The sequence below is a fragment of the Paraburkholderia solitsugae genome, from assembly GCF_013177695.1.
Taxonomy (GTDB): domain Bacteria; phylum Pseudomonadota; class Gammaproteobacteria; order Burkholderiales; family Burkholderiaceae; genus Paraburkholderia; species Paraburkholderia solitsugae.
The window spans coordinates 25998-37368 of the sequence record NZ_WOEY01000164.1 but is presented as its reverse complement, the minus strand read 5'-3'; the positions used below and the strand labels follow the sequence as shown (position 1 = coordinate 37368).

10 protein-coding genes and 1 pseudogene are annotated in these 11371 nt (G+C 58.3%); 5 read left to right on the top strand and 6 right to left on the bottom strand.

Going from position 1 to position 11371, the window contains the following annotated elements; translation table 11 throughout:
• Nucleotides 1-207: 207 nt before the first annotated feature.
• Nucleotides 208-726 (bottom strand): annotated as a pseudogene (locus tag GNZ12_RS40650) (flagellar motor switch protein FliG); the annotation flags it as partial.
• Between the two features lie 310 nt (nt 727-1036).
• On the opposite strand from GNZ12_RS40650, the gene GNZ12_RS40645 reads away from it, so the two are divergent.
• Nucleotides 1037-1540 (top strand): hypothetical protein, encoded by a 504-nt coding sequence (locus GNZ12_RS40645; RefSeq protein WP_172318143.1) that lies wholly within the window; start codon nt 1037-1039, stop codon nt 1538-1540.
• A 98-nt stretch (nt 1541-1638) separates the two neighbouring features.
• On the opposite strand, the gene GNZ12_RS40640 is transcribed toward GNZ12_RS40645, so the two are convergent.
• From GNZ12_RS40640 to GNZ12_RS40630, 3 genes are all read right to left on the bottom strand, one after another.
• Entirely contained in the window at nt 1639-1848 is a 210-nt protein-coding gene (locus GNZ12_RS40640) for a hypothetical protein (RefSeq protein ID WP_235994052.1), read from the bottom strand.
• Nucleotides 1849-1899: 51 nt separating this feature from the next.
• On the bottom strand, nt 1900-2115 hold the full coding sequence (locus tag GNZ12_RS40635; protein ID WP_172318141.1) for a hypothetical protein: 216 nt from the start codon (nt 2113-2115) through the stop codon (nt 1900-1902).
• Between the two features lie 322 nt (nt 2116-2437).
• The gene (locus GNZ12_RS40630) at nt 2438-2707 is read right to left on the bottom strand and encodes a hypothetical protein (RefSeq protein WP_172318139.1); all 270 of its coding nucleotides are present in this window, start codon (nt 2705-2707) and stop codon (nt 2438-2440) included.
• A 994-nt stretch (nt 2708-3701) separates the two neighbouring features.
• Here GNZ12_RS40630 and GNZ12_RS40625 point away from each other — a divergent pair.
• Nucleotides 3702-4580 (top strand): phospholipase D family protein, encoded by an 879-nt coding sequence (locus GNZ12_RS40625; protein WP_172318137.1) that lies wholly within the window; start codon nt 3702-3704, stop codon nt 4578-4580.
• Nucleotides 4581-5600: 1020 nt separating this feature from the next.
• Here GNZ12_RS40625 and GNZ12_RS40620 read toward each other — a convergent pair.
• Nucleotides 5601-6719, bottom strand: coding sequence for an FUSC family protein (locus GNZ12_RS40620; RefSeq protein WP_172318151.1), 1119 nt, complete (start codon nt 6717-6719; stop codon nt 5601-5603).
• A gap of 57 nt (nt 6720-6776) precedes the next feature.
• The gene (locus tag GNZ12_RS40615; protein WP_216673557.1) at nt 6777-8735 is read right to left on the bottom strand and encodes a CocE/NonD family hydrolase; all 1959 of its coding nucleotides are present in this window, start codon (nt 8733-8735) and stop codon (nt 6777-6779) included.
• On the opposite strand from GNZ12_RS40615, the gene GNZ12_RS40610 reads away from it, so the two are divergent.
• The 3 genes from GNZ12_RS40610 (at nt 8722) to GNZ12_RS40600 (ending at nt 11269) form a co-directional block, all read left to right on the top strand.
• Nucleotides 8722-9417, top strand: coding sequence for a TetR/AcrR family transcriptional regulator (locus tag GNZ12_RS40610; RefSeq protein WP_172318135.1), 696 nt, complete (start codon nt 8722-8724; stop codon nt 9415-9417). The genes GNZ12_RS40615 and GNZ12_RS40610 overlap by 14 nt on opposite strands.
• Nucleotides 9418-9844: 427 nt before the next feature.
• Nucleotides 9845-10894 (top strand): winged helix-turn-helix domain-containing protein, encoded by a 1050-nt coding sequence (locus tag GNZ12_RS40605; protein WP_172318133.1) that lies wholly within the window; start codon nt 9845-9847, stop codon nt 10892-10894.
• A 24-nt stretch (nt 10895-10918) separates the two neighbouring features.
• Entirely contained in the window at nt 10919-11269 is a 351-nt protein-coding gene (locus GNZ12_RS40600; protein WP_172318131.1) for a hypothetical protein, read from the top strand.
• Nucleotides 11270-11371: the final 102 nt, after the last annotated feature.

The window sequence follows — 11371 nt, the reverse complement described above, 5'->3', positions numbered from 1 at the left end:
CGGGCACTATCAGATTGCGCTCAATGAACTGCTGCGCGAACAGCGCTCGCCTCCTGGAAACCCTCACCCTCCTCGTGACAACGAGGCCGATCCATTCTGACTAACGACCGGCACGCTCGACCATGGGCGCCAACGACTGACCACGGTTGTTGACGCTTTTACTCAACCTTGCGCCGCCGTTTAGTGTCGGATTTGCACCGCCGCTAACAGTTCGCGCAATGCAGCCGGCTGGATGCCATCGAGCGTGGCAATGCGCAGCAGCACATCGTTGCGCGTCCGTTCGACGAAGCATTCGAGTACGTCAGAAGCCTGTTCCGGGTCCAGGTGCACGAGGATGGTTGCGATGATTTGCGGGTGTTCGTTTTTGATCAGTTCCGCGACGGCCGGCGCGTCCATCCACTTCAGGCCTTCGATGCCGGTGACGTCGTCTCCATGCAGAATGCGGTCGATGACGTTGCCAGCCTTGTCTTCGCCGAGCGCCCTGGTCAGCACCGACCGGATGTAATCCTTCGAGTCAAGCGATAGCGTAGTATGCGTTTCCGCTTCCTTGATGAAGTCTTGCAGCACGGCGTCGACGGCACCGTGTGTGACGTTTTTCAGGGCGGCCATCGCGATGCTGATCTTCTGCACCTCACGTGGGTCGAGGAACCGGAAGGCTTCGGCCGCCTCGTCTTCACCGAGCGACATCAGCAGCAACGCGGCCTTGTTGATTCCTTCGGCGTTCACGGACCGCTCCGTGACTTGCTAACAACGATTGCAGCGATCTTCTGATCTCTTTGTCCCGGCAAGCGCGCGCTGTTCAGTTGTTGTCCAGACGTTGGGAGCAATGCTCCATCCGTCGGTCGCATGCCTCCCAGAGACCTTAAAGGACGACGGACCGTGGGCCAGCCAGGGCGTGCGGGAAATACATGCCGGACACGTTGCGCGAGCCAGTCCGCTTTAAGTCCGGCACGGTACGCTGACGTAAACGGTGCGGGATTCATGCGTCGGTGCCTCGCCGGCGGGGTACGTTCAGGTTGACCCACTCGTAAGCATCGTGCCCAAGCCTGCCCACTTCGCGCCACACGGCGAAGGGAATCTCCTGTCGGGCCGCGTGCCGATTAACCAGACCCTGGCATGCCTGTGTCATCTGTCGAAGCAGCACAATCGCGTGCGTTTGAGCTCTCACCCCGTGCTGGTCGAGCGCCGTCTTCGCCTCGTGAGCCCGTTGAACCATTGCCCGCCATTGGGCATCCCGGATTTCCTGAGCGTGAGTGCCTCGCTGCGCGAGCGCGCTCGAAACAATGTAGAGGTTTTTGAGCGCCGTGATGACTTCTGGTGGCAACACAACGCAGCCTTCGCTGCAGCCCGGCTGCGTGCGCGCCATCAGCATGCCCTCGACAGGTCCGCCAGGGGTGTGACCGCGAAATCCGTTCTCGACGAAGCCTTGCGACCTCTTGAGGAACGGGCGGGACGTGAGATGTTAGCCAGCCGGTGCAAATCTGGACTGGGTAGCGGTGTTTGTGAGATGCCGGTCGAGGTGGCGCTCATGCGGGCGTGACAAGTGTTGTGGATGAGAAATTCGCTGGACTGTTCAGGTCGCTTTCTGCCCTTCGTGCAGATGTGGCTACCGGATGGGGAGGCAATTGCCGGGTTACTTTAGTGTTTGCGGCCAAAGCACGCCTGGGCGGCTTCGAAGGGCGACAGGCCCGCGCCGAAATAGCCGCGAAGACGCCGCATGGTCGCGGGGTCGAGATGATAGTGCGGGCGGATAAATCCCGCTTCAACGGCTTCGCCGTACCAGGCACGCGTCCACTGGTCCAGGCCCTGTTCGTACATTAGCGATACGTATTTCGACTCGTTAAACATGATGATTTCCGAAAGCTCAGTAGACGCGTTCGCCGTACATGACGGCGCCGGTCACTGCTGTAGTGAGACACTACAGCCCGCGACGGGCGTGCCGAGCAGGTTGAGCAGCGCACGGAGTCGTTGCCGGTCCTGCACCGACAGTCCGGGACGTGCCAGCAGGCACTCGATCTGCGATATCCAGTAGTCGCGACGGATAAGTCGTGGGCGACAAACCAGGGCATTCAGTGCCTTCTCCAGTTGTCCAATCTCGGTCTTCACCATGTTCATGTTTATCTCCTTCCGCGATCTTCTGAAATCCGGAATGTCACACGGGCTGTCGTGGATCGCAGCAGACACCTCATTCGTAAGAGATCAATGGCTGTTTCCATCACCCTGCTCGACGTCGACGTCGACGTCGACGGCGCTCAGGCATCCGCTGGGACGCGACACACGCTACACGTGACACAACATCCGCTACAGGTAATTTAGCCATATCACCATCAGGACGTAGGTGAGGACGAAGAGCCAACCCAGAGTGCGATCAGGCCATGTCGACATCGGCTTTCTCCATCGATACCGGGTGGTGAGTACGTGTGCTCATTTCGCGCTTTCACACCGGCTCAGCAGCAGTCCAACGCGTCCAGCCGCTTTGTCCATCTGCGCCGGTGACGCGCAAGGCGCGGGAGCCGTCGGTGAACGTCAGGCATTCAACGCGAAGACGCCGGTCTGCGTCAGTACCATGTGTGTGGACATCGCCGCTTTCATGCCTGAAATGCAGCTTGCCTTCCTGCAAGAGGTTTAGCGATGACTGATCTCCTGGGTTTGCGCGTTTACGGTCCCATCGGTTCAGGAGCGTCGCGGCAATTTCGGCGTCGAACATGTTGAACTTTCCTCAGCGGGCAGATAAGGGTGTCAGCCCGAAGCATCTTGAAGTGTGTGTCTTGGCCGCCTTGAAACGCGTGATCGCGCCCGGGTATTGACGCGCTGTTCGTTCGATGCGCCTGGTGCAACAGCCATACGTCGAATCCCTTGATGGCGGTCAAACACACGAGGTTTGGGAGCAATGGCAGCCACAGTTTTTTGGGCAAACGTTTGCCGTTCCATGTTCGACCCGCCGCAAGGGTTTGAATGAAGTCAACGTGTATTACGGCATCCATTCCTATATTTTGACCGGGGTAAACCCTGTGTCAGCATGCTATCCGCATGGGAGCCAGACAGTGCAATAATCTGCGCTGCACAGCTTCTGGCATGGCCTTCGGAATAGCCAGAATCCTTCAGCCGACACGACCTGTCGGTTTTTTTTCGTCAGCGTGTGGGCGAGCGCTCGTGCGAATCTACGGACTCGGAAGTGTCGGACGGCCTTTCCATTGGAGAATTCGTTGAGAGCGAGCACGGCCACTGTGGGTTGCGGACCGGTACCTCGACCGGTTCGCTGAGCGAGTAAGTTGTGTGCGTTGCGACGGGCGCATCTTCGGGTAGCTGATGTGGCTCGCGTCTCATGCGAAAGGCATAAAGCGAGTGGGTGAGCGCAGTCGTAAACCACAGTCGGGAGCATTCCCTGTTCAAGCCTCTCCCGAGAATGCCGTTAACTCAGCCATCGTTACAATGGTGAGGAATCGGTCGTGCGCATTACAAAGAACTTGCTGCCCCTGTCCTTCATAGCAATGACTCTAAAAGAGATGCAATGCTTCGCCTGCGCGGGCCGGCTGGCTTTCACGGAAGCCGACATCAATTCGGGCCCGACTAACGCGCATCGTCAAGTCCGTCGTTTGTCCGTTGTGATCAGGCATACAGTATCTAGTTTGCTGATGGTGCGAGGTTAGAAGTAAAATTTCGCGCGAGGTATGAGATCCAAAAGCGTTCGAGTGACGGGAGTGGCTGGACGTGGCTCAGCTAGCACCTTGCTATCCGCGATCCGTCGAACGATTTTCAAAGAATTTAAAAACGACGAGCCGCACGTCAAGGCTCATTCTAACGGGACGAGCAACGTGTTCATCACGTCAGCAAACTACGAGGATCAGATCCTCAAGCTAATGGATTCAGGCGAAAGGGTATCCGCAGCCGTCGCATTTCTGGGCGATGGATGCGACGATCTCCTTGGACGCTCCACTGCCTCAGTACGCTTGCTGTGTAATCTGTTGTCTGGGGGCACCAATCCGAAAGCCGTCGACGCATTGCGGGCCTACGGTAGCATCGAAATTCGACATCTACCCAACCTTCACGCCAAGGTCATCCTCGGAGAGAGCAAAGCCATCGTCGGCTCTGCCAATCTTTCCGAAAACGGGTTGGCGGAAGATCCTGATGCTGGCTCAGGATGGCATGAAGCCGGTTTTCTTGTGAATGACCGCGAGAGCCTCCAGACGATGGACGCGTGGTATGAAAGGCTCTGGACCATCGCATTACCGGTCACCGAAGACGACATGAAGAAAGCCCGGATCATGTGGGCGGCTCGACGTACCGCCGCTTTCGTCGGCAAAGGCCGCACCGGTGGTAGCTTCGCGGATGTCAGCAAGGCTCAGGTCGAATGCGTGCCAATTTACGTTTGCATATATAGTGATGATGCTTCTGAGCAGGCCATAAAGGCTGCGTCGGCGAAATTATCCGAGATTGAACAGGGCGGATCACCAGTGCCAAGCGTGTCCCCCTACGAGATCTTCGACGGTTGGTCGAGCCTTCCGTCAGATGGCCCACTGCTATGCTTCCGTGCAAATCCGGATGATTCGCTGACAAGCGAGGCCCATGGAAATACATAGAAGGACTCGACACAAGCTATCGCTACGCTCGCCAACGCAACAACGTTTTCTTCTCTTCACCGGTTCGGAAAGTACTTGAATGGAAGTACGCGGCAAGTGACGGAAAGCTGCTAGCCAACCGACTCGAGCCGGCGTATCACCGCATTCTTTCGAAACAGAACGGCGCACGTGGCAAGGGCTTTGTGACGCTGTACGAAGCTCTAACGCTCGCCGGGGTAGAGAACTTGCGGCTCTAACGTGCTGGTCGCGATAGGGATCTGTCGGTAGTCTTGGTGGCGCTCGCACTGATCATCGCGCGATCCAAGGGGCGTATCCGCCCAACGCTAGCGTTCCAGACGGGTGGATTTAACATCCGATATAGGACAATGCGATCGACCCTTCCGGTTCGATCCGCGTCACGTTGTGGAGCAGATGTGCGGCGGGGCAAGGTCTGCGCCTGACTATTACGCAGACGGTGCCCAAGGCCCTGGGCACGGTCAGCATTACCCTCTGGTGCCCCTTGCGGGGTGTCCGTCCCCCCGCCGCAACGTGATTATATCGACGTCCTGAAACAAGCCAAGCAGGTAGCCTCCTCGCCTAAGGAGGAAAATTTGCTGCACTCGACCGTCCGTTAACGAGAAAGCTGGGAGACCGTTCAGGGTCGGCTACGGTCTGACGCGCAATGCCGAGCCCGGACGTTCAGGCGTGCGGGACGTCAGGCAGGGTTCGGCCAGGAACAGACACTCGCGGGATCGCGTTGGGTGACGGAAGTTCAGCCGATTGCAGACGTTCGTCGGAGCTGTCGAGAATCGGTCAAAGTCCGTCATTTGCCATCGGATTGTTCGCGGGCATGCAGCCTGGAAGCTGTCGTTTGACATCGCGGTAGGAGCGTTGACGATCGATGCGCGGCGATTGTGTAGTGGTCACAGCAATGAGACCATGACCTTTTCGACAGTGTTGCCGTTCGGTGACTGACAGTGCGGGCACTCATATATTTCGTTGGCGCTGTCGCGTGCAAATAGATTCAGGCACGATCGGAGTCTATTTTCCGAGACCCGAAGATCGGAGCGGGAAAATAAACATCGCGGCGGCCACGCCGAGTGATCCGCCGAGGAGCGTCTCCCAGGCGCGGGCGGCAAGCAGGGGGATCGAGTGCACACCACTTGCCGCAAGCGTGACGATTAGCGTGAAAGCGAAAGCCCCGCAGGCGATGTCGTAGCGCTCCGGTAATGCCATCGCATAGACGACCATAGCGAGTGCGGCTGCCGCCCAGATCACCAGCGGCGCATGCTCTGCAACTGGCAGGCAGGCAAGGCCTAACGGAACGCCAATCATCGTACCGAGAATCCGGCGACGCACACGTAGTATCGTGCCCGTTGCCGAACCTGCGACGGCGTACGTGCAAGCGGTGATCGCCCAGGCAGACTCCTCGAGACCAATCAGGCCGTTCAGGAGGCATATAACCAACGCGCCGATGGCCGCCTGCAATCCCATGAAGAACTCTGGCGAACACCTCCCGGAAGCGGGTTCCGGCCCGGCAGCGAGCGCGGCCACCGTGACGGGCCGCTCCGCCGGGCCACTTAGCATGCGCGGCACGACCGACGCCAGCGCGGCGATCAGCGCGGCAATCCCAATAGCCCGAAGATCGTCCGTCGTTAAACGAGCGCCGTATGCGAGCAACTCCCCAATATAGATTTGCGATCCAATGCCTGCACCCAGGACGCCGAATCTTTTGAGATATCCGACGAGGAACGCGCCAGCCACGAGAGTCAGTTCTGGTCCCGCCCGACCCGCGAATTGCAACGGCCTGGAAAAAACCACGAACAGAAGCGCGCCAAACGCAGCGGAAAAGCTCAGCAGCACAAGATCGCGGCTCGACTCAGCTCGTGTCGTTTTGCCCTCGGACACGCTCGCCCAGAGGGCGAAGCTTCCAGCAAGGTAACCCAGCGAAATGCTGCTGGGCACACTATGGGCAATATCCTGCAACGTCCCGAGTGCAGCCGCGATGCCGTACGCCGTCACGAATCGCAACCCCTTGATCCGGCGGTGCGTACCGGGATCGACCCGGTCTAGCCAACGGCCAGCTGCCGCTACCGGCCGCAGGATGCCCCAGAGAGATTTTCCGACCTGATTTGGGGAGCCTTGCGGGTTGTCACTCATCGGCTTCTCCGTGATCTCTTCCAAGGCACATGCGAGCGGCAACGCAAATGGGATTTGTCAGGAAGCAGACAAAACGGGAAGTATCAAACGGGATGACGACCCGACCATGTTGAGACTACTGGTGCCGACACTGGCGTGCCGAAAATTCAGCATAGCTGGTGCCGCCGGATTCTGGTCGTCACTTGCGATGACTAGCTGTATACGATGGCCCGATCGGAATCGCCGTGCATTGGCGACCAACGGAATCCGGTATTTCACCAGTTCACCCGTGGGCACGGCCTGAAATTTCCTGCACGGAATCGCTGGCGCGCCCAACCGGCTTTCGCTCTCATCGACTTCCCGCAGGCTCGCGCGCAAATAGCCCGCGGTCACGTCGATCGCCGCGCTCGAGGGATCGACGTCCTGAAGGACGACCATCCAGGCCGTGTCCGGCGCCGTGCTGATCGCGTCAAGTTTTAGCTCTATGTCACCGACGATATCAAGATCATGCTCCAGCGGCTGGCTGGTCCATGTCAGGCTCGAAGCAGGGTCCACGGGACTCGGATGGTCCCGATTCAGTCCGGCGCCCGAACTCATCAGCTGGCGTGTTCCGCTGGTGCCCTCGTCTTCGGCAAGCGTGCCGTCGGCGCCTAACGCCAGAGCGCGGTGCGTAGCGTGGGGCGGCCATGAATCGGCAGTCCGCCATCCTTCGGCACCCGGCATAACATAACGGATGGGAGGACCTTCGAGAATCCCGGTGTCACGCCCCTTCAGCCAATGATCGAACCACGCGAGAGCTTCGACGTGCAAGCTCTCCCACGGCCATGCGAGACCATGCGTGCCCAGCATTCCCACACGAACGTGCGGACTGTTGACGAGCGCGGAATATGCCTTGAACGTGGACGGAAGATGCAAAGGTACGTTATCCCAGTCGCAACCCAGATAGACAGGCACCTTGACCCGGTCCAGCAACGGCAGGAGATTGCGGTCATCCCACCAGTCGTCGCGCGCCTGATGTTCCACAACACATGCTCGCCAGAGATCGTCCCAAGGGTGCGGCGCGTGCTGCAGTTTCAGCAAACCCTTGATGCCGGCCATCGCTGCCTCGCCGTTCATGGTCGAGAAACGCTTGTGAATGGCCGGAGTCTTCAGGATGTAACTCGCCGCATCTACGAACCTGTTGCGGTAGAACGCGCTGCTATGCCCGGATGTCATGCCGATCATCGACAGGAAGGGCGTGAGAAAGGACGTGCTCGCCAGTCCGTGATGGACCGCCGCTTCATAAAGATCGACGGTTGCTGCGACCGGAAAGATTGCCTTCAGATGAGCGGGCTGCTCGACCGCCGCTTCCAGTTGGGTCATGGCGAAATAACTGATGCCGACCATGCCGACGTTGCCATCTGACCAGGGCTGCACAGCGGTCCATTCCACCAGGTCGTGCATATCCCGGCGCTCCTGGCCGTCGAAAAAGCCGAACGTCCCACCTGAACCGCCCGTGCCCCGGATATTCGCAATGACGTGAACATACCCGCGAGGGACGAAAAAGTCGCTGGCGCCTGCTTCGACGAAACCCAGTGGTGCCCCCAGGTTCTGTATCTGACGGGGATAGGGCGACGCGGACACGAGTACCGGATACCGCCCGGGCGTCACCGGCCGATGGATGTCGGCGCGCAGTTCGACGCCGTCCCGCATCGGCACAGAGACATCGTAGTCGGAATCCATCGCCAGGTTGGGCATTGAGAGATTGCGGTAATCCCGGCCGCTCGTTTGCGGCCCGTTGAGTTGACGCTGTCCGGGTTCGATCCCGGAGACTGACTGAGGCATGGTTTCTCCATCGTTCAACAGGCCGGATCGATGCGGCCTGGATTCGTGATCTCCGCGAGGACAACCCGATTGCTTCGGCGTTGCAGCAGTTCGTGCTGGCGCGTCCGTTCGCGGTCCGGACGCCGATGAAGTAGAATGGATAGTATGCGAATTTGAATTCAAATTCAAACTATTTTTTTGCGAGTCTATTGCGTCCACCATGTTGACAACCATCAAAAAGACAGCCGCGACACAGCCAAAGCGGGCCTCGCGCCCCGACGGCGCGGCGACACGTCAGCATCTGCTCGATACCGCAGGGCAGGTGTTCGCGGAACGCGGTTTCGCAGATGCCACCAGCAAGGAAATTTGCGAGCGTGCAGGCACGCCGATGGCATCGGTCAACTACCACTTCGGCAGCAGGGAGGCACTCTATGAGGCCGCACTCGTTGAGGCTCATCGCCAGGTTGTAGGCCTCGACGAACTCGCGGCACTCACAGCCGGACTGGCCGATTCACGGGAAAAACTTCACGCTGTGCTTTCGCGATTCGTCGGTCTTTCAACGAACACTGGCCTACCTTGGGGTTTCATGGTTATGTTGCGCGAAATGCTCTCGCCGTCGACCGCCATTCCGGCGCTTATCGAGAAGGCCGTGCGACCGAAAGCTGCATTCCTGCTTGGACTGATCGGCGAAGTGCTGGGGCTAAACCCGAAAGCTCCGGCGGTACAGCGCGCCGTGATGTTTGTTGTGCTCCCCTGCGTCGCGATGATCGTCGCGCCAAAGCAGATGCAGGCTGCCCTTTTGCCCGCTGTCATGAAGGACAAGGACGCGCTTGCAGAAGACTTTGTGCGCTTCGTGATGGCAGGACTAGATGCGCTCGCTATCGCTCACCGCTCGGACAACCATCCGAACGGCTGATGTGAGCCGGCTGATTTTGCCGATCTCCCAACGGCACGTACGGAGCCGTTTTGATTTGTCGTCCTCCGGTTTCGAATGTCACTTGTTAGTGTTGAAGCGGACGAAATCGAAAGTGGCGGGATCGGCTGTAGTGGGTTGTCAGGAGCCTATCGCATCGGGCTCCGTCCAGCCACGAACAGGCTCCCGCCTAAAGATATCGAGCGACCCAAAGGCATTCGGCAAACAGCCATTCAAAAAATCCAGCGATAAGATGGGTTTGCTGCGCAGTTGGTCCAACGCCGTGCTTTCTGTTGTATTTCGACAGGCTTTCGAGTGCATATCTAGCTGTCAGGCTCTCAAGTCGCCCAGCGCGAAACTTGTATTGGATCGTGTATAAATACGGAGACCACAATACGACACAACAACCAATTCATTTGCGCGCAGGACGATGGGTGAACCGATAGACGATATTCCTCTCGCAGAACGTAGGGCTCTTGCCGCCAGGCTTCTGTTGAACGGTGACGGTATTAGCGAAGTGTCCAGGAAGGCTCGACTAAGTCTTCCGACCGTGAGCAAGTACAAGGATCTGGTTGAACGGGGCGGAGCCGACGCCCTTATTCGCCTTCGCATCCACGGTGGTCCCTCCCGACTGGATGATGCTTCGCAAAGCTGGCTCGTTAGCGCGATCAAGCACTCACCTGAACTTCACGGCTATCCAGGACCGACCTGGACGATAAGCCAACTGCGCGAATTGATCTTTCGGCGTTTCGGCATCCGGTTTTCAGCTTCGCACGTTGGCTACCTTGTTCGGGGCTATGGCCTTGCATACCGCCTCACCTATTCAACGTCAGAAAAAGCGTCACCGGCTACTGCTGAGAAATCGCAGAGCGACGTCTATGCCGCCCGCCGAAAGATTGCCGCGAAAATGTTGCTGGACGGGGACAGTGTCGAGCACGTCTCGAAAGCGCTCAACATCAGCGTGCGCACCGTTACAAAATACAGATCAATGGTAGTTGCTGATGGCATTGAGGCCGTTGAACAGATCAAGTCATCGGGGCGCAAGGCTACGCTTGGCCCCGAAGCCCTTGAGTGGTTGCGGGTGACATTGGAGGGTAGCCCCATGGCTCACGGCTACGAAACCGAACTCTGGCGAAACGGGGATGTTCAGAAGCTGATCAAGGAAAAGTTTGGCGTTTACCATTCCGCTGGACACGTAAGAACCGTCGTCGAGAAGCTTGGAATGGATCACCGGATGCGATCGCCGAAACAGCGCACGGACAAGAAGCCTTCCGCGATGAATGATGAAACGCTGGCATGGGTTGCCGCAACGCTCAGGCAATCGCCTCGAGCGCACGGCATAGAGTCTGATCACTGGACCAACGCACGTTTGCGTACCGTGCTTCATCAGCGGGTAGGCGTCGATTATTCTCGCGGATATATCTGGGAAATTGCCGCCCGCGCCGGAGTGGCGGACCTGCTCACAAGACGCCGTAGCTGATCAATTCAGGGCATTAAGCGACAGATGGACGATTCAGGTAATCTTGACGACGAAGCGCGTGCTGAGCTGCTCTGCTATCTGGCGGTGGGGCAGCTGGTTGCGCGAGCGCGAACAGGCGGTTGGTTGCGAACCGACCATGTTGTGGAGTTGCTAGATATTTGGCTCAAGGGCAATGGTGCTCAAGCTAACTGGCAGGACCGCCTGTATCTTGGCGCATTATCGAAAAACGTAGCGCTGGACTTTGCCGGGTTGCCAGGATTCGCAGATTCGGATTCGCTTGCGCAACTGTTTACCGATGGCTGGCGTATGGATTACCGGTCGCCGTTCGTTGGTCAGATCTATTCGGTCTGCGAAGACGAGTTGAAAGAGGGTTAGGACCGCCAAACCGAGGTCACGTTGCCCGAACTGAGTTCAGGCTAAAAAAGCCGCAGGCAATGCTGCGGCGAACAAACACACACGCCGAACGTTAGGAACGCT

Coding starts and splice junctions, on each gene's coding strand:
- GNZ12_RS40640 (WP_235994052.1), bottom strand. CDS start 1,848: ATGTTTAACGAGTCGAAATACGTATCGCTAATGTACGAACAGGGCCTG.
- GNZ12_RS40635 (WP_172318141.1), bottom strand. CDS start 2,115: ATGAACATGGTGAAGACCGAGATTGGACAACTGGAGAAGGCACTGAAT.
- GNZ12_RS40630 (WP_172318139.1), bottom strand. CDS start 2,707: ATGTTCGACGCCGAAATTGCCGCGACGCTCCTGAACCGATGGGACCGT.
- GNZ12_RS40620 (WP_172318151.1), bottom strand. CDS start 6,719: ATGAGTGACAACCCGCAAGGCTCCCCAAATCAGGTCGGAAAATCTCTC.
- GNZ12_RS40610 (WP_172318135.1), top strand. CDS start 8,722: ATGTTGACAACCATCAAAAAGACAGCCGCGACACAGCCAAAGCGGGCC.
- GNZ12_RS40615 (WP_216673557.1), bottom strand. CDS start 8,735: ATGGTTGTCAACATGGTGGACGCAATAGACTCGCAAAAAAATAGTTTG.
- GNZ12_RS40605 (WP_172318133.1), top strand. CDS start 9,845: ATGGGTGAACCGATAGACGATATTCCTCTCGCAGAACGTAGGGCTCTT.
- GNZ12_RS40600 (WP_172318131.1), top strand. CDS start 10,919: ATGGACGATTCAGGTAATCTTGACGACGAAGCGCGTGCTGAGCTGCTC.